17 protein-coding genes are annotated in these 18,229 nt (G+C 63.2%); 7 read left to right on the forward strand and 10 right to left on the reverse strand.

Annotated features, from left to right (window positions below):
* Nucleotides 1–2 precede the first annotated feature (2 nt).
* From CO660_RS16450 to CO660_RS16470, 5 genes are read left to right on the forward strand one after another with little or no spacing between them, the layout of a single operon-like run.
* Entirely contained in the window at nt 3–845 is an 843-nt protein-coding gene (locus tag CO660_RS16450) for a carbohydrate ABC transporter permease (protein WP_085781561.1), read from the forward strand.
* The gene (locus CO660_RS16455) at nt 845–1,900 is read left to right on the forward strand and encodes an ABC transporter ATP-binding protein (protein ID WP_097599606.1); all 1,056 of its coding nucleotides are present in this window, start codon (nt 845–847) and stop codon (nt 1,898–1,900) included. The genes CO660_RS16450 and CO660_RS16455 overlap by 1 nt, the downstream gene beginning before the upstream one ends.
* Nucleotides 1,900–2,670, forward strand: a complete 771-nt coding sequence (locus CO660_RS16460) for a glycerophosphodiester phosphodiesterase (RefSeq protein WP_097599607.1) — start codon at nt 1,900–1,902, stop codon at nt 2,668–2,670. The genes CO660_RS16455 and CO660_RS16460 overlap by 1 nt, the downstream gene beginning before the upstream one ends.
* Nucleotides 2,663–3,667 (forward strand): LacI family DNA-binding transcriptional regulator, encoded by a 1,005-nt coding sequence (locus tag CO660_RS16465; RefSeq protein WP_097599608.1) that lies wholly within the window; start codon nt 2,663–2,665, stop codon nt 3,665–3,667. The genes CO660_RS16460 and CO660_RS16465 overlap by 8 nt, the downstream gene beginning before the upstream one ends.
* Nucleotides 3,667–4,488, forward strand: a complete 822-nt coding sequence (locus CO660_RS16470; protein WP_097599609.1) for an inositol monophosphatase family protein — start codon at nt 3,667–3,669, stop codon at nt 4,486–4,488. The genes CO660_RS16465 and CO660_RS16470 overlap by 1 nt, the downstream gene beginning before the upstream one ends.
* On the opposite strand, the gene CO660_RS16475 is transcribed toward CO660_RS16470, so the two are convergent.
* The 10 genes from CO660_RS16475 to CO660_RS16520 form a co-directional block, all read right to left on the reverse strand.
* Nucleotides 4,485–5,354, reverse strand: coding sequence for a glycerophosphodiester phosphodiesterase family protein (locus tag CO660_RS16475; RefSeq protein ID WP_097599610.1), 870 nt, complete (start codon nt 5,352–5,354; stop codon nt 4,485–4,487). The two genes, CO660_RS16470 and CO660_RS16475, sit on opposite strands and share 4 nt — an antisense overlap.
* Before the next feature lie 63 nt (nt 5,355–5,417).
* Complete coding sequence (locus tag CO660_RS16480; RefSeq protein ID WP_097599611.1) at nt 5,418–6,509, reverse strand: aminotransferase class V-fold PLP-dependent enzyme; 1,092 nt, start codon at nt 6,507–6,509, stop codon at nt 5,418–5,420.
* Between the two features lie 10 nt (nt 6,510–6,519).
* On the reverse strand, nt 6,520–7,302 hold the full coding sequence (locus CO660_RS16485; protein ID WP_097599612.1) for an ATP-binding cassette domain-containing protein: 783 nt from the start codon (nt 7,300–7,302) through the stop codon (nt 6,520–6,522).
* Nucleotides 7,299–8,093 carry an ABC transporter ATP-binding protein gene (locus CO660_RS16490; protein ID WP_097599613.1) on the reverse strand — a complete coding sequence of 265 codons (795 nt, stop codon included), beginning with the start codon at nt 8,091–8,093 and terminating at the stop codon, nt 7,299–7,301. The genes CO660_RS16485 and CO660_RS16490 overlap by 4 nt, the downstream gene beginning before the upstream one ends.
* Nucleotides 8,090–8,923, reverse strand: a complete 834-nt coding sequence (locus CO660_RS16495; RefSeq protein ID WP_097599614.1) for an ABC transporter permease — start codon at nt 8,921–8,923, stop codon at nt 8,090–8,092. Before CO660_RS16495 ends, CO660_RS16490 begins: the two co-directional genes overlap by 4 nt.
* Nucleotides 8,920–9,909 carry an ABC transporter permease gene (locus CO660_RS16500; protein WP_097599615.1) on the reverse strand — a complete coding sequence of 330 codons (990 nt, stop codon included), beginning with the start codon at nt 9,907–9,909 and terminating at the stop codon, nt 8,920–8,922. Before CO660_RS16500 ends, CO660_RS16495 begins: the two co-directional genes overlap by 4 nt.
* A gap of 40 nt (nt 9,910–9,949) precedes the next feature.
* On the reverse strand, nt 9,950–11,560 hold the full coding sequence (locus tag CO660_RS16505) for an ABC transporter substrate-binding protein (protein ID WP_097599616.1): 1,611 nt from the start codon (nt 11,558–11,560) through the stop codon (nt 9,950–9,952).
* Between the two features lie 123 nt (nt 11,561–11,683).
* Complete coding sequence (locus CO660_RS16510; protein ID WP_097599617.1) at nt 11,684–13,081, reverse strand: LLM class flavin-dependent oxidoreductase; 1,398 nt, start codon at nt 13,079–13,081, stop codon at nt 11,684–11,686.
* 18 nt (nt 13,082–13,099) lie between these two features.
* Entirely contained in the window at nt 13,100–14,149 is a 1,050-nt protein-coding gene (locus CO660_RS16515) for an ABC transporter permease (protein ID WP_097599618.1), read from the reverse strand.
* Nucleotides 14,146–15,630, reverse strand: coding sequence for a sugar ABC transporter ATP-binding protein (locus tag CO660_RS16520; protein WP_097599669.1), 1,485 nt, complete (start codon nt 15,628–15,630; stop codon nt 14,146–14,148). The genes CO660_RS16515 and CO660_RS16520 overlap by 4 nt, the downstream gene beginning before the upstream one ends.
* 232 nt (nt 15,631–15,862) lie before the next feature.
* On the opposite strand from CO660_RS16520, the gene CO660_RS16525 reads away from it, so the two are divergent.
* Nucleotides 15,863–16,909, forward strand: coding sequence for a substrate-binding domain-containing protein (locus CO660_RS16525; protein ID WP_097599619.1), 1,047 nt, complete (start codon nt 15,863–15,865; stop codon nt 16,907–16,909).
* A 78-nt stretch (nt 16,910–16,987) separates the two neighbouring features.
* Entirely contained in the window at nt 16,988–18,196 is a 1,209-nt protein-coding gene (locus CO660_RS16530; RefSeq protein ID WP_097599620.1) for an acyl-CoA dehydrogenase family protein, read from the forward strand.
* Nucleotides 18,197–18,229: the final 33 nt, after the last annotated feature.

The following is an 18,229-nucleotide window of genomic DNA, read 5'->3' on the forward strand; positions in this document are numbered from 1 at the left end:
CCATGGCCGAACGATCCCAACCCTCGGCAAATTACAGCAGCTGGCCCGTCATGGCGGCGCTTACCATCGTCAGCCTGCCGCTGCTATTGATGTATGTCTATCTCTTCCTCGACACCGTGACGATAAAGCAGCAGGACGCGTTGCTGCCGTCGGGCCTGACGCTCGATCACTGGCGTTTCCTGTGGCAGACGACGCCGGGCAAAGCCAACATCTGGCAGGTGACCGTGAATACGCTGCTCTTTGCAGCCAGCACCACCAGCGTCGTGCTCATCGTCTCGTCGATGGCCGGTTACGTGCTCTCGCGCTTGAACGTGCCGGCGCGTGGCTTCTTCCTTGCCGGCGTCATGGTGCTGCATGCCTTCCCGTCCGTGACGCTGATCATCGCCATCTTCATCGTGCTGCAGATGATAGGCCTCTATAACTCGCTGATCGGCGTCATCCTGGTGAAGGCGGCGATCGACCTGCCGCTCGGTATCTGGCTGATGAAAGGCTTCTACGACACCGTGCCCTGGGAAATCGAAATGGCCGGCGTCGTCGACGGCGCATCGCGTTTCAGGGTTTGGCGCAGCCTGGTGCTGCCGCAGGTCAAGCCCGGCATCATGGCGCTGGGCCTGTTCTCCTTCCTGTCCGGCTGGGGCGAGTTCATCCTGCCGCAGGTGCTGGCGCCGGGCAACCAGGTGCAGGTGCTGTCGGTCTATCTCGCTGGCTTCCTTGCCGACGACAACAATTACGATTTCAACATGTTCAAGGCTGTCGGCCTCTTCTACCTCATTCCGGTGCTGATCGCTTACGCGCTCTTCAACAAATACCTCATGAACATCTACGGCGGCGGGAGCAAAGGCTGATGCGCATCCTCCTCGACAATTTCTCGAAGAGCTTCGGCTCCACCAAGGTCATCGAGAACATGCGGCTCGAGGTCGCCGGCGGCGAGATGCTGGCGCTGCTTGGCCCGTCCGGCTGCGGCAAGTCGACGACGCTTTTTGCAGTCTGCGGCATCCACCGGCCGACCGGCGGACGCATCCTTTTCGGCGATCGGGATGTCACGGACCTGCCGAGCCAAGCCCGCAATGTCGGTGTCGTCTTCCAGTCCTACGCGCTCTACCCGCATATGACGGTTGCCGAGAACATTGGATTTCCTCTGAAGGTCAAGGGCGCGCCTGCCGCCGAGATCCGCAAAGAGGTCGATCGTATCGCAGCCCTGGTTCACATCGGCAATCTGATGAGCCGCCGGCCGGCCGAGCTTTCCGGCGGCCAGCAGCAGCGTGTGGCGCTGGCCCGGGCACTGATCCGCAAGCCCGACGTGCTGCTGCTCGACGAACCCCTCGCCAACCTCGACGCCAAGCTGCGCCTTGAAATGCGCTCGGAGATCCGACGCCTGCAGCGCGAGACCGGCATCACCGCCATCCTCGTCACCCATGACCAGGTGGAGGCGATGAGCATGTGCGACCGTATCGCCATAATGAAAGAGGGCGAGATCGTCCAGATCGCCACGCCGGCCGAGATGTACAACGATCCGAGGACCGCCTTCGTCGCCGGTTTTCTCGGCAATCCGCCGATCACCTTCCTGCGCGGCGTCATGGAAAAAGGCGCTTTCGCAATTCCGGAAAGTGAGATCCGGGTGCCGTTGCCCGACGCGATCGGCGCCGCCGAAGGCAGCAAGCTGATGCTTGGCGTCCGGCCGGAGCATTTTACGCCGGCCGGCGATATCGCCGTCTCTGGCAAGATCACCTTCGCCGAAACGCAAGGGCGAGAGAATCTTTACGACGTGCGCCTTGCCGGCGGGCCGCTGCTACGCTCGATCCAGCCGGCGCGCAACGATATTCACGTCGGCGACGATGTCGCCTGGGGGATCGACAGCCGCGGCGTGTTCGTCTTCGACGAGAACGGAACGAGGCTCTGATGACCCGCGATTTTTCGACCTTCTTCGAACGTTATGGCTGGCCGACGGCCAAGGGCCGGCTTCCATTCTGCATCGGCCATCGCGGCGCCAGCGGCCATGAACGCGAAAACACTATCGCCGCGTTCCGCCGCGCAGCCGAACTCGGCGCGGAGATGTGGGAGCTCGACACGCAGCTGACCGGCGACGGCGTGGTGGTCGTCTCGCATGACGACCATCTGGACCGGGTCTACGGCATCGACCGGCGCATCTCGGAAATGACGGCGGCGGAGCTTGCCGACCTTGACGGCGTCGACGTGCCGAGCTTTTCGCAGGTCGCCGCTCTCGCTCGAGAGACGGGGACCGGCCTCTATGTCGAGCTCAAGGCGCCGGGGACCGGCATCCGATGCTGGCAGCACCTTGTCGAAATGAACCAGCGCTTTGCCTGCCTTGGCTCCTTCGATACCGCTCAGGTGCGCGAACTCAGGGACGCTGCCTGCGATTTTCCGCTCTCGGTGCTGATCCGTGTCGGCCACGACCCGCATGCTCTCGGTGATGAGGCCGGCGCAGATATCCTCCATCTCTGCTGGGAAAGGGCAGGGGAGCGTCCGCAGGATCTGGTGACCGAGTCGCTGCTGCATCGTGCCTTCGAGGTGGGCCGCGAGATCGTGCTCTGGCACGAAGAGCGGCGGACCATTCTCGATGACCTCATGAAACTCCCGGTTCTCGGCATCTGCACCGATCTGCCCGATCTGATGCGGCCGCCGCCGACGAAGGAGAGAGCACTTGGCTGACAAGGACAAGGGACCGCGCAAGGTAACCTCCTTCGACGTGGCGCGGGTGGCCGGCGTCTCGCGCGCCGCCGTATCGCGCGCCTTCACGCCGGATGCCAGCGTTTCGCCGAAAACGCGCGAGAAGGTCTATCAGGCCGCCAAGGAACTCGGCTATCGAGTGAATTATCTTGCGCGAAGCCTCACCAACAAGCGTTCCGATCTCGTCGGTCTCGTCGCCGCGGGTTTCGACAACCCGTTCCGCACGCTGCAGATCGAGCATCTGTCCCGGGCGCTGCTCGCCCGTAACTTCCGCCCGATCCTGCTGCCAACCTCACAGGAGGCGGATACTTCAACGGTCATTGGCCAGTTGCTGCATTACGCCGTGTCAGGCGTCATCGTCACATCGGACGCACCGCCGACCGAAATCTGCGAACAATGCGCGGCCGAAGGCGTGCCGATCGTGCTGATCAACAAGGGCAACGACATTCCTTTTGTCGACCGCATCATTTCCGACGACAGCATGGCGGGTCATCTGGCGGCCAGCCATCTGATCGATAGCGGCGTGCGTAAGCCCGCCGTGATGGCCGCCCCGGCCAGATCCTATACGGCGCGACGTCGCAGCGAGGCCTTCATCGCCCGTTGCAAGCAGCTTGGCGTTGAGGGGCAGTTCCTGCAGGTCAAAATCAACGACTATCGGAGCGGTTATGACGCGGCAACCGACCTGGCCGCATCCGGCATCAATGGGCTGTTCTGCGCCAATGACTACATGGCCTGCGGGGTGATCGACCGAGTCATGCAGGGCAGGAGCCGCGACGAGACGCCGCCGCTCCGCATTATCGGCCATGACGACATCCCCCAGGCCGCGTGGACCGCCTACGACCTGACGACCATCCGCCAGCCATGCGACATCCAGGCAGAACAAACCGTCGACCTGCTGATCAGCCGGATGGCCGAACCGGAGCTGACGGCGCGTGTCGAGTCCACGCCGGTGACATTGATAAGAAGAAGGACCGCCTGATGAATGCCGCATTCGACGCCGCTGCCATCCGTGCACGGGCTGAGGCCGCCATTGCTGTTGCGCTCGAGGTTGGACGGGAGACAGCCAGGTTCCGGCGCGAGTCGGATCCCGGCACTCTCGCCGTTCAAAGTAAGGGATTGCAGGACTTCGTCACCATCGCCGACGGGAGAGCGGAGCAGGCGATCCGCCAGGGGCTCATCTCGCGCTTCCCGGACGATACCTTCATGGGAGAAGAGAGCGGCGGGCAATCGGAAGGAGCCGGCACCTGGGTCGTCGATCCGATCGACGGCACGACCAACTATATCAGGGGGTTCCGTTATTGGGGCGTTTCGATCGCCTTTGTCGTCGGCGACAAGGTCGAGATCGGCGTCGTTTACGACGCTGCTGAGGATAAAGTCTGTCACGCTGTTCGCGGCGGCGGCGCCTTCAAGGATGGGCTGCCGATCCATGCGGCGACGACTGCCGATCCCGCCAGTGCGCTCATCATTCTCGGGCATTCGCGCAAGACGAGCTTCGACGAGTATCTCGCGCTCTCCAGGCGACTACATGAGCGCGGCATGGATTATCGGCGCATGGGCGCAGCCGCCATCGACCTTGTGCGCGTCGCCGAGGGCGCCGCTGACCTCTGTTACGAACGTCACCTCAATGCCTGGGATATGCTCGCCGGTGCGCTGATCGCTGAAGAAGCCGGCGCGACAGTCGCGATTCCGCCGGTCGGCAGCCTACTCGCGCAGGGTGGACCCGTCGTCGCCCACGCGCCCGGGCTCGCCGGCGAATTCGCCTTCATCCTTGAGACCGCAGGGCTGATGGTCGCAGGCTAGCCGGTCATGCGCCGGCGCCAGGCGCGTTCGGTCGCTGGCGCTTCATCGGTGGTGACCTGATCCGGCTTGAGGGCCATCAATGTCGAGAAGCCGCGCCATTCCTCTTGGCTGAATCCAGCCTCCGGATCTGTCAGGGTGAAGGTCCATGCATCGACGCGTTTGCCTTCGTCCCGGCAGAGACCGATCAGGTCTAGGCCATCCTTGGCGGCATCAAGGATCAACTGCCAGTGGAGATAGATCGTGTCAGGTTCGGTCGGACCGCGCAGGTCGGCGCGCAGTTCCATTTCGGCCGCCCTCCAGCCGCTGGCCTGTCGGATATCGTAAAGCTTGTCGGTCGGATCGATCCCGCGCATGAGATGCGGAAGCTTTTCCTTGACTGCCACGATGAGGTCGAGACTGCCGCCGCTGACGATCACCGAGGCGGTGATATTGCGGAAATGCACGGCAAGATGCTCGATTCCACGGGTGCCGATAGCTTCGTAATCGTCCTTCATGTCGAATTGCAGCAATGCGGCCGGATGCGTTGCCTGCATCATGTCGGCAAGATCCTCGCTAAGGATCAGCGGCCGGGCGCCGTCCTTCATCCTGAGATCGCGGAGGTCGGCAACGTTCCTGGCAGCGACTGGTCCACGGCCCGTCGTTTCACCTTCGAGCTCCCTGTCGTGCAGCACGGCGAAGCCGCCGTCGGCACGCACGCGCAGATCGAGTTCCATCGAGGCGCCTGCCGCAAAACCCTCCGCCATCACCTCGGCGGAGAACAGGGGATCGGCAAACCGCTTGCGCAGCCGGTGCCATTTCAGACGGGTGCGATGCCCCTCATGCGAAATCTCCAGGCCCTGCGAATCCGCCAATCTCGTCATCTGCATCTAATCTCCGCGATGTCACTCTCCTGCCTTGCCAAGCCGCGATTATCAAGACCCGCATCGCGTTCAGCGACCATAAGCTACCGCTATGGCCTCTGAAGCGGCGGCGATATCGGCGGCATGACCTGCCTGCCTGAGGGCAGCGCCGTAGGCAACGACATTCGAGAGCACCGTCTGGAATGAGGCGCGCGGCCCCGTGTGGTTGAGGCGCACGAGATGGGCGGCGGCTCCGACACCTGCGGCGAGTTCAACGCCCAGGCGTCTGGCGGTCGCGATTAGCGCTGCTGGTCCCAGCTCTTCCGGCACCCGCACCGCCGTCACCAGATTGGAAGCCTTTGCCGCCGGTACCCAGGTTGCAACGCCCAGTGCGGCAAGTCCAGCCCGCGTGGCCGAGCCTGCCAGCACATGGCGGGCAATGACATTCTCCAGACGCTCGGCCTCGATGCGGTCGAGCGCAGCTTCAAGCGCAAAGAATTCCAGCGGTGCCGGCGTTCCCGGCAGACCCTGCCTGCGATCATCGACCCAGCTCTTCAGATCGGCCAGCGACAGGATCGAGTCGCGCGGCCCACCTTTCCTGAGAATGAGATCCCAGGCGCGTCTGCTGACGGAGAGCGCTGAAACGCCGGCCGGGCCGCCGAGCGCCTTCTGTGGCCCGATTACCGCAACATCGATCCCGAGACTATCGATCTCGAGCCGATGGCCGCCGATCGAGGCGACCGCATCGACGATGGTGACGATGCCGCGGCCACGGGCAAGCGCCAAGATCTCGGGCAGCGGATTCAAGATGCCGCTCGCCGATTCCGCGTGAACCATGGCGAGGACGTCGATGTGAGGCGCGAGATCGAGTGCCTTTGCGACCACCTCGATGTCGATCGGCAGACCCGGCTCGGCAATAATATCGTGGAGCGTGGCACCGCCCCGCCGCAGCCATTGCCCGAACCAGCCGCCATAGGGGCTGGTGACGATATTGACAACTGAAAGGCCCGGACGCGCCAGGCTGGCGGCTACCGCCTCCAGCGCCACCACCGCCTCGGCCTGCACAAGCAATATATCGTTGCGGCTCTGCAAGACGCCGCCGATCCTGTCGGCCAGGGTAGCGTAGCGTTCCGCTGGATAGGAGGGGGCGCCGTGCAGGGGATTCCAACCGGGATCGAACATGGACGTTTCCTTAAGATGGATTGGTAACGAGACGGGGAACAGCTTCCACAAGCGCGCGGCCGGCAGCCGATTTCGGTTCGGCCACGATAGCCGCCGCGTGGCCGGTCTCGACGATCCGCCCGCGATCCATGACGGCGATGCGGTGAGAAACGGCTCGCACGACGGCAAGATCGTGCGAAATGAACAGACAGGCAATGCCCTGTTCTTTCTGCAGGCTCACCAAAAGTTCGAGGACCTTGCCGCGCACCGTGACATCGAGCGCTGAGACTGCCTCATCCAGCACCAAAAGAGAGGGACGCGTGGCAATAGACCGGGCAATCGCCACACGCTGGCGCTGGCCGCCCGAGAGCGTACGAATCGGGCGGCCGGCATAACTGGCAGGCAGGCCCACGCGGTCGAGAAGCATCGCGATCTCGCCGGCCCGCTGATCCCTGGGCACGATGCCATGAATGCGCAGCGGATCATCGAGAACCGCAGCAACACTCGCCAGCGGATTGAAAGCGGCAAGCGGGTCCTGGAATACCATCTGCATGCGCGCCCGTTTGCGGCGTAGAGATGCGCCGTTCAAGGCAAGCCAATCCTCTCCCTCGAAGCAGATCGAACCGGCATCACAAGGGAGAAGCCGCAGCAGAATGCGCGACAGGCTCGATTTTCCGCTGCCGGAAGCACCGACGAGGCCGAGCGTTTCGCCGGCCGCGATCGTCAGCGAGACATTATCGAGAGCGGCGAGCCGATGGCCTGAAGAGGAAAAGTCTTTCGAGATATTTGCTATGGAAAGCAGCGTCGGCTTCATGACGGCGCCCCTGCGATCAGCGGCGGCGTCAACAGGTCGCGATGGCTGGCGATGAGGTCGGCGGTATAATCGCTTTTGGGAGCCGAAAGCACCGAGCGCGCGGGACCTTTCTCGACCAGTTTCGCATTGCGGAAGACGGCCAGGCGGTCGACGAAGCCGGAGGCAAGGGCGATGTCATGGGTGATGAAGACAAGCGTCATGCCATCCTCGCGTACCAGACCGTCGAGCAGGCGAATGATCTCGGCCTGGACGACGACGTCGAGCGCGCTCGTCGCCTCGTCGGCGATCAACAGCGCAGGTTTTGCGGCAATTGCCGCTGCGATCGCCACGCGCTGGCGTTGACCTCCTGAAAGCTGGTGCGCAAAGGCCCGCATCGCCCTGTCAGGCTGAGGCATTCGCACTCGCTCGAGCAATTCCTCGGCTCTGGCATAAGCCTGTTTCCAGCTCAGCCCGAGATGACGCCTGGCGCCTTCCGCGATCTGTTCGCCGATCCTCAGCACGGGGTTGAGGCTGGAGCCTGGATCCTGAAAGACGAAGCCGAAGTCACGACCCGGACGGGGCGGGTGGCGAAGTCTCGGCCAAAGCATCTCGCCTTCGACCTTCGCCTCTTCAGGCAGCAGACCGGCGAGCGCGCGGGCGAGCGTGCTCTTGCCGGAGCCGCTTTCGCCTATGATGGCCAGCCTCTCGCCGGTGATGAGATCGAGATCGACACCGTCGAGCGCGGTTGTGCCGTTCCTCCCACGTCCATAGACGACCGAAAATTTTTGCAGGCTGCAAAAAGCGTCGCTCATGCCGCCCTCACGCCGTTGTCGGCCAGCGCCTTGCCGAGGCCCTCGCTGAAGAGATGGACGCCGAGTACGGTCACCGCGAGAGCGCAGCCGGGGATAACCGAGAGATAGGACGCCGAACGCAGCACGCTGCGTCCCTCGGCAATCATCGACCCCCAGGTGGCAATATTCGGATTGCCAAGCCCAAGAAACGAAAGTGCCGCCTCGGTGAGGATCGCGCCGGCCACGATGGTGGCGGAAAGCGCCAGCACCGGCGGCAATGCGTTCGGCAGGATCTCGCGGACGGCGATCTCAATCGGATGCATGCCGATTACCCTTGCCGAGGCGACGTAATCCTGTTCTCGGATCGCCAGCACCTGCGCCCGCGTCAGCCGCGCCGGATCGGCCCAGGCGCCGAGCGCGATGGCAAGGACGACGACAGGCGTCGAGACGCCGATGGTGCTGACGAAGGCGAGCGCAAGCAGGAAAGCCGGCACGATCTGGAAGGCATCGACCACACGCATCAGCGCCTCGTCGACGACCCCGCCGGCAAAACCGGCCGCCATGCCGACGCAGACGCCAAGGCACATCGCCGAAAGCGCCGCCGCAAGACCGACGGCAAACGAAGTGCGTGCTCCGTAAAGCAGACCGGCGAGGACATCGCGGCCGAGCCGATCGGTGCCGAGCGGAAAAGCCGGATCGGTGAATGGCGCAATCAGCGCGCGGCCGGCGATCCTCAACGGATCGCCCGGCGAGACGATAGGTGCGAACAGGCTCGCTAAAAGCAGGGTGATCAGGATCACGAGCCCTGTCATGCCTTCCGGCTGGCGCAGGAATCGCTGGAGACCGCTCATGCACCACCCTCAGAAGCGCCGATGCGGGGGTCGAGCACGGCATAGACGAGATCAATGAGGAAATTGATCGAGATGACCAGAACCGCGCTGGTAACGACGATGCCCATCAAAAGCGGCGCGTCGCGGCCGTTGACCGCCTCCTGTGCCAGCCGCCCGAAACCTGGAATGGCGAAAACGCTCTCGATCACAACGCTGCCGCCAAGCATGGCCGCCGATTGCAGACCGAGCATGGTGACGAGCGGCAGCAGCGCGTTGCGCGCGACATGGCGCAGCACGATGCGGCTGCGCGACAGCCCCTTGGCACGGGCAAAGAGCACGAAATCGAGCTTCCATGCATCCGCCATGCCAGCACGCATGACCCGCAGGAACAGGCCGAGATAGATCAGGGCAAGCGCGCCGACCGGAAGAACCAGATGGTCCGATATGTCAAGCGCGCGCGCAAGGCCGGTCTTGCCGGACGCGATCGTTTCGATGCCGGCGATCGGAAACCAGCGCAGCTTCACCGAAAACGCAATGCTGAGCACCAGGCCGAGCCAGAAGCTCGGAATGGCATAAACAACAAGAGAACCAATCGACAGCAGCCGGTCCCGCATGCTGCCCGGCCGCGCGCCGGCAAAGATGCCGAGCGCTGAACCGAGGCCGAAGGAAAGCGCTGTCGCACTGCCCATCAGGAGCAGCGTGTTGGGCAGGCGCTCGGCGATCAGTTCACCAACCGGCCGGTCGAAGGCGACCGACCAGCCGAGATCGAAGCGCGCCAATGACGAAAGATAGAGCCAGAGGCGTGCGAGCATGGAGCGGTCGAGGCCATAGCTTTCGCGCAGCGACTGGATCAGCGCAGCATCGCCGCCGCCGATCGAACCAAGATAGGCATCCACCGCATCTCCGGAGGCGGACTCGAGCAGGAAAAAAGTGAAAATCACCACGATCAGCAGCACCGGAATGCTGCTGATTGCCCTGCGCCTCAGGAGGATGATCGCTCGTTTCACGCCGGAGAGGGCCTCTGGAAGAGAGTTGCCGCCGATCCTATCACGATTGCAGCGCGGTATCGCCCCAGTTCGAGACGGCCCAGCGTGGGTTGTTCGAGACGTTGAGCACGGTATCGCGCGCGACGGTGATGAAACCCCATTCCGCCACGTTGATCAGTGGCAAGTCGGCGACAACGAGTTCCTGGAACTTGCGGTAGAGGTCGGTACGCGCCGCCGTGTCGACTGTCTCGGATGCCTGCTTGATGATCTTGTCGAGTTCCGGATTGACATAACCGCCCTGGTTCGAGAAGGGCACGCCAGCAGGTGCGCCGGATTGAACAAGAATGGTGGTGGAGATCGCCGGATCGCCTCGGAAGACCGGCGGGCCGACCGCGAGGTCGAAATCATGATCGGTATAAACAGCCTTCTGATGCGCGGCCGCATCGGCATTGACGATCTCGGCATCGATACCGATCACGGCGAGCGCCTGGCGAAGGTAATCGCCAAACTGCCGGGTCTCGTTGAAATAGGGCGCCGGGCGCAGCTTCAGCTTGAAACGGTTGCCGTCCGGCCCTTGTTTGTACCCGGCCTTGTCTAGAATATCGTTGGCTGCAGCGGGGTTGAAATCATAGATCGCGACATCGGATGTGTAGAACTCCGGCGCATTTTTTGGCACAGGCCCGGTAGAGGCGGTGGCATAGCCGAGGAAGATGGTATCGACCACGAATTTCTTGTCGATCGCATGTGCGATTGCCTGGCGCACCCTGAGGTCGGCCAGTTCCTTGCGGCGATGATTGATCTCGACGACAAGCTGATAGGTTAGAGCCTCGTAGCCCTTCGAGATCACCTTGATGCCGTCGACCTTGGATATACGGTCGAGATCGGCCAGAGGCACCGCCGAAAAGGCGGCAAGCTGGATTTCGTCCGCTTCGAGGGCCGCACCGGCGGCCGCACGATCGGGCAGCACCCGGAAGACGATTTCGTCGAGTTTCGGCTGCTCCTTGTCCCAGTAGTTCTCGTTGCGCGCCAGCCGGTAGTATTCCCCGGGCTTGTGTTCGGCAAATTTGAACGGGCCGGTGCCAACAAGCGCGTTGTTGGCAGGATTGGTGGCAATATCGGCGCCGTCGAAAATGTGCTTGGCGACGACGCTTGTCACGACAGGCAGCGCGTTGCGGATGAGCTGAAACGGCGTCGGCTTGGAGAAGCGGAAGATGGCGGTGTAATCGTCGGGCGTGTCGACAGCTTCCAGATTGGCGAAGACCAGACGGCCGAGATTCTGCAGCGGCTTCCAGATGTTGAGCGCCGAGAAGGCAACATCGACCGAGGTGAAGGGCTTGCCATCGTGCCAGGTCACACCATCACGCAGCTTGAAGGTAACGGAGAGGCCGTCGGGGGAGCCTTCCCAGGAGGTGGCAAGGCGCGGCGCAAGACGGTCCTTGCCGTCGAACGAGGCTTCGGCGAGCGGTTCAATAACCTTGCTCGCGATGAAGAAGACGCCGTTCGAGGCGACAATGGCGGGATTGAGGTTCTTCGGTTCGGAATCAGCCGCGACGACCAGCCGACCGCCGCTTGGCTCGGCCTGCGCCAGGGCCTGCCTGGCAAGCGCCGTCGAGGCAAGCAGCAGGGCGGTGCCCTTCATCAGCGTGCGCCGTGAGATTTCTGGAATGGTCATGCGCCCTCCTGATCGATCAAATTCCGAGCGGCCATATTCACGTCGAAATGCCGATCGTCATCGAGATTAATTTCGAATGATCGGGGTTCGCGAGACATTTCTTGTCACCCAGCCATTATTTGCTCAACCGTTGGCGGCCAGGCGCGCCGGCTCACCCGAGAGATTGCGGTAGGCGGCCCCCGGATGCGGCGCGACAAGCCGCGGGCCTGCTCCCCCAAGCTTTTCCCGCAGCGTTCCCTTGGCATATTCGGTCTTGTAGACGCCGCGCTTCTGCAATTCCGGCACCAGCAGGTCGACGGCATCCTCGAAACTCTCGGGCGTCACGGCATAGGCGAGGTTGAATCCATCGACATCGGTATCCTCGATCCATTCCTGCATCAGATCAGCCACCGTCTGCGGCGAGCCGACGAAAACCGGACCGAAGCCGCCGACGCCGACCCAATCGGCCATTTCGCGCACCGTCCATTCCTTCGTCGGATCAATCGTCGTGAAGGTTTCGACGGCCGATTGCACCGCATTGGTATGCCGATGCCGCAGCACTTCATCCGGCGCGAACTGACCAAAATCGATGCCCGTCCAGCCGGAGATCAGCGTCAATGCGCCCTCGAAGGAGGCGTATTTGCGATATTCGTTAAACTTGCGCTGCGCCTCCGCATCCGTCTCGCCGAGCACCACAGTCTGCAGATTGAAGGCGAGGATTTCACGCGGGTCGCGGCCAACACGTTCGGCTGCCTCGCGGACATTGGCGACATAGCGTTTCAGCACGGCCTTCGACGGCGAGGCGACAAAGATGCATTCGGCATGGGCGCCGGCAAAATCCTTGCCCCGGCTGGAGGCGCCGGCCTGGTAGAGCACCGGCGTGCGCTGCGGCGAGGGCTCGCTCAAATGAATGCCCGGCACGTTGAAATGCTTTCCGGAATGGCGGATCGGATGAACCTTGTCCGGATGGGTGAAGATGCCGGTTTCGCGGTCACGGACGACAGCCCCGTCCTCCCAGCTGCCCTCCCACAGCTTATAGCAGACCTCGAGATATTCCTCGGCAAGGTCGTAGCGATCGTCATGTTTCGTCTGCGCGGGCTGGCCGATATTCAGCGCGCCGCTGTTGAGATAGGAAGTGACGATGTTCCATCCGACACGCCCCTTCGTCAGGTGGTCAAGCGTCGAGATGCGCCGGGCAAAAGTGTAGGGATGCTCGAAGGAGAGTGAGGCGGTCAGGCCGAAGCCGAGATGCTCGGTCTCGTGAGACATCGTCGGAATGAGCTGCAACGGATCGTTGACCGGCACCTGCGCGGAATGGCGCAGTGCGGCATCGACATTGCCGTTCAGCACATCGTAGACGCCGAGCACGTCGGCGATGAACAACCCGTCGAACTTGCCGCGCTCCAGCGTTTTTGCCAGATGCACCCAGTAGTCGAGATCCTTGTAGGTCCAGGACTTGTCGCGCGGATGGCGCCACAGTCCCGGCGACTGATGTCCGACGCAATTCATATCGAAGGCGTTCAGCCTGATTTGGCGGGTCATGTCTTTTCTTCCTTGAAATTACGGATTGCTTCGTCCGAGGCCGTAGGTCAGGGCTAAGGCCCCGACGAGCACGGCGCCCTTGACGAAATCCTGGGTGTAGTAAGGGGCGTTCAGCATGGTGAGACCGTTCAAGAGCACGCCGACGAAGACGGCGCCGGCGATGGTACCGAGCACGTTCGGACGCCTGAGATTGAAGACGGCAAAACCGATCAGTGCGGCAGCGACCGAATCCATCAGCAGCGAGCCGCCGGAAGAGACGTCCCCGCGCCCGACACGGGCGGCGATGACGATGCCGCCGAGCGATGCCAGCGTGCCCGACAGGACATAGGCAAGGGTCTTCAGCTTGACGGTCGAGGCTCCCGCAAACCGGGTGGCGACCTCATTGCCGCCGGTCGCAAACAGCAGCCGGCCTATGCGGGTGCGCTCGGTGAGGATGAAAAGGAGAACAGCGACGGCGGCCATCAGCACCACGGAAACGGGCAGGGTGCCGAGGATGCTGTAGCGGCCGATCAGCAGGAAGGCCGGGTCGTAGGCCCCGGTCGCCTTCGAGCCGTCGGGCAAGGTGAGACCCGCAGAAATCGACCGGCCTGCCGTCGGGATTAGTTGCAGGCCGGAGAGCAGGAACATCATCGCCAGTGTCGCCAGCAGGTCCGGCACCTTCAGGCGGACGATGAGGAAGGCGTTGACGAGACCGACCAGGGCGCCGAAGGCGAGGACCAGCGGCACAGTCGCATAAGCGTCGAAGCCCCACACGATCATCGCGTAACTCGCCGCCATGACGCTCGATGCGGCGACTGCGCCGATCGACAGATCGAAGCCGCCGACGGCGAGCGTGACGGTGACGCCGGCGCCAAGAATGGCGACCACGGAAACCGCCTGCAGAATGCTCATCAGATTGGCGATATTGATGAAGGCGGGCTCGGCGATGGTGAAGCCGACGACGAGGAGCGCAAGCAGGATGAAGACCGCGCCCGCACGCAGAAACGCGCCGAGGGCGGCCAGTGGATTGCGGTCGGCCCGCGGCACGGCGCCTGCCTGCGGCACGGTTTCTTCGTCGATCGTCGTCATACGGATATTCCCTGGATTTCAGGATGAAGGGCGGCATCGTCGGCCGCAGGTCTCAACACGTGGCGGTCGATAACGAGGATGCGGTCGGCCACTTCGTAGGCCTCCTCCGGATCGGAGGTCGCAATCAGCGTCGCCCGGTCGGTGCGGGCGCGGATGGCCCGGATAATGTCGCGGCGGGCGCCGACATCGACGCCCTGGAAGGGTTCGTCGAGCAGCAGCAGCCGGCTCGGTTCGGCCTCCCAGCGGGCGATCACCGCCTTCTGCTGGTTGCCGCCGGAAAGCGACCAGATCGATGCGAGCGGCCCGGCGGCCTTGATGCCCAGACGGACGATCGCTTGCTCGGCCTCGCGTCGCTCACGGCCGCCGAGAAGGAAACCATGCGGGTACCATTTGCCGAGATGCGGCAGGCTGATGGTTGCCGACAGCGAATGACCTGGCCATGCCGGCGGCATCAGCGAGGAGCGGTGCCGGTCTTCCGCCGCCATGGCGACACCTGATGCAATCGCTTCGGCCGGGCTTTTCGGCCGGTACGGCCGGCCGTCCAGAAACATCGCGCCACGCTTGAGCGCGGTGACGCCGAAGATCGCCTGGAGCAATCGGCTCTTGCCGGCGCCGAGCACCCCGGTGACCGCCACCACCTCGCCCTCATAGAGCGACAGGTCGAAGGTCGCGCCTTCCGGCAGCAGGCTGACATCGCGCATTTCGAAAATCGCCGGGCCGATCGCCGGCCGCGCATCAGGCCGCGCCGCTTCCAGCTTGCGGCCGATCATTGTCTCGATAGCGCTCGAAAAATCGATCGGCCGCGAGAAGGTGCCGACGACGTGGCCGCCGCGCATGACGATTGCGCGGTCGGCGATGGCTTCGAGATCGGCCGTGCGGTGCGAGATATAGAGGATCGCCAGGCCTCGCTTGCGCAGCCGCAGCAGAATATCGAACAGCCGTCGGCTTTCCTCGCCGGAAAGGCTTGCCGTCGGCTCGTCGAGGATGAGGAGATCGGCGCGATTGGCAAGTGCGCGGGCGATCGCCACCAGCTGACGGTCAGCGCTGGCAAGCTCGCCGAAATCACGGTCGAGCGGCAGGCTGAAGCCGGCAGCATCGAGCATCGCCTGTGCGGCGCGGCGGATGCCGGCGCGTGACACGAAGAAGGGTGTGCTGCGATCGGCGAAACGATTAAGAAGCAGCGCATCGGCAGCGGTCAGTCCCGCCGCGCCGACAATATCTGTCGATTGGTGCACGGTGACGACACCGGCTTTCGCCGCTTCGGCCGGGCTGCGCGGCGCGAAAGGGTGGCCCTCGAGATGGATCGTGCCGCCATCAGCCGCGAGCACCCCGGAAAGGATCTTTACCAGTGTCGATTTGCCGGCGCCGTTTGCACCCATCAGCGCCACGATCTCGCCGCGCTCTATAGAAAGATCCGCGCCAGCCAGCGCCCGCGTCGACCCGAAACTGCGGGTGATGTTTCCAATGTGAAGAAGCGGCATCGACAAGATCCGGAACTGCATTCGAAGCGGAATTGTGCCCCGTTCGTGGGAGCGAATTCCAGGCACGCATTTCCCTGGTGAACTATGCCCGGGAAACAAAGAATCTCCCGCAGCCGGCAAAATCGGATCATTTAATCTACTAAAAGTATAGATATTATATCTAATAAATCGACGCGTCGCGAGGGCTGGAACCTGTCAGACGACGCCTCCGATTGTTAGAAGGAACGCGACGATGAAATCCCTCGCACGGCTCGCACTCTCCGCCGCCGTCACTCCGTTTATTCTCATTCAAGGCGCACACGCCGACGGCCTGTCCGGTGCTCCGGCACCCTTCGACAAGGGCGGCGTCAAGGTGGCGCTGATCAGCTATATCTCGGCCGGCGATTTCTTCCAGGCATATCAGGCCGGTGCTGAGGCCCAGGCCAAGGCGCTGGATATCGACCTGCGCGTCTTCCCCGGCCGGCAGGATGCCGCCGAGCAGCGAGAACAGATCCTGCAGGCGATCAATCTCGGCGTCTCCGGCATTGTCATCGACCACGGCCTGCCGGAATCGCTCGGCGACGTGGTCCAGCAGGCGCTCGACAAGGGCATCAAGGTCGTGGCCTTCGACGTCAACCTCAACAACCCCAAGATTCCGCAGGTCGAGCAGAGCGACCATGAACTCGCATCCCTCGCTCTCGAGCAGGTGGTAAAGGACAACGGCAAGGAATTCAAAGCGGGCTATGTCTATGTCGCCGGCTTTGCGCCCCTCGACCGCCGCAATGAGGTTTGGGACAAATTCAAGTCGGAGAATAAGGGCGTCGTAGAAAAGGCCCGCTTCGGCAATGTCAGCGACACGACGGCGACCTCGACCGCCGACCAGGCCAAGGCCGCCCTGGCCGCCAATCCGGATATATCTGTCGTCTTCGCGCCCTATGACGAATTCGCCCGCGGCGTAAAACTTGCCGCAAACGACCTTGGCATCGCCAAGAAACTCAAGATCTATTCGGCCGACGTTTCCACAGCCGATATCCAGGAGATCACCGAGGAGGGCAGCCCCTGGGTCGCAACGGTGGCGACCAATCCTGCCGTCGTCGGCGCCGTCTCCATCCGCGCTGCGGCGCTGGAAATCGCCGGGCAGACGGTTCCTCATCAGATTACCGTCAAGCCGACCCTTCTGACGCAGGAAAGCCTGCGCGCCGCTGGCGTCAAGACGATCGAGGACCTGGCGGCCAAGATCCCGGCCTTCAGCACGAGCGATGCGGCGACCGCGAGCTGGATCCCGGACAAGCTGTTCTAAGGCTTTTCAGCGCGATCCTTCCGGCGGGAGCACTCGGCTCCCGCCGGATCATCTTTTTGGAGAATTGGAGCCCCGTCCATGAGCCAGTCCAATGTCGTCTTCGCGGTGAGCCGCAACCCGACGCGAGAAGACCTCTTTGCCCGTGCCGAGGAGATTTCGGCCGACCTTTCCCGCCGCGCCGCAGACCTCGATCGCGACGGTCGTCCGCCGCTCGCTGAAATCGTCAAGCTGAAGAATGCCGGGCTGCTGAATGCGCTGCATCCTACCGAGATTGGTGGCGGCGGCCTCGACTGGGTCGACGGTCTGAAGCTGGTGCGCATCCTCGCCCGGGGCGAGAGCTCGATCGGCCAGCTGCTCGGCTACCATTATGTCAACAGCCAGTACATTTACTGGGCGCTCGATCCGGCGCGTGCCCATGCACTCGGCAGCGAAACCGTCGCCAGGAACCTCTACTGGGGCGCCGCCGTCAACCCGCGCGATCCCGGTCTGGTGCTCACCCGCCGCGGCAACGGCTATGTGCTGAACGGACGCAAGTCCTTCTCCACGGCGGCGCGTGTCTCCGATTACATCAATGCCAATGCAGCGCTCGACGACAAGATCGCCGGCTTTGCCGTGCCGACCAATCGGCCGGGCTATGTCGCCAATGACGACTGGGACAATATCGGCCAGCGTCTCTCCGACAGCGGCAGCGTCGAATTCCGCGACTTTCCCGTCTACGAGGAGGATTTCGTTGGCGCCCCCGCCGCACCTGATGCCGCCGCGCCGGTGCTTTCAACCTTCAACACGCCCTTCATCCAGCTTGTTTTCGTCAACTTCTATCTCGGCACCGCCGAAGGCGCGCTGCAGGCGGCGGTGGATTATGTGCGCACCACCACCCGGCCGTGGATCACCTCGGGCGTAGAGCGGGCGGCCGACGATCCCTATATCCTCGAACGTGTCGGCGAATTCACCGCGGCGCTCAAGGCCTCGGCAGCGCTTGCCGACAGCGCGGCCGCTGCGGTGCAGGCTGGCCTTGCCCGTGGCCTGAAGGTAACTGAACGCGAGCGCGGCGAAGCGGCGGCCGAAGCCTATGCCGCCAAGGTTCACGCCACCCATGTCTCGCTCGACATCACCTCGCGCGTCTTCGAGCTGACCGGTGCACGCTCGACGGCCGACAAATACCGCTTCGACCGATTCTGGCGGAATGTCCGCACCCATACGCTGCACGATCCCGTCTTCTACAAGGCCAAGGAAGTCGGCGAATTCGTGCTGAACGATAAGATACCGGAGGTCAGCCTCTACAGCTGAGGCGACCACGCCCGCCATGAAAGCAAACCCACC

Origin of the sequence: Rhizobium sp. L9, assembly GCF_002531885.1 — a bacterium.
Taxonomy (GTDB): Bacteria; Pseudomonadota; Alphaproteobacteria; order Rhizobiales; family Rhizobiaceae; genus Rhizobium.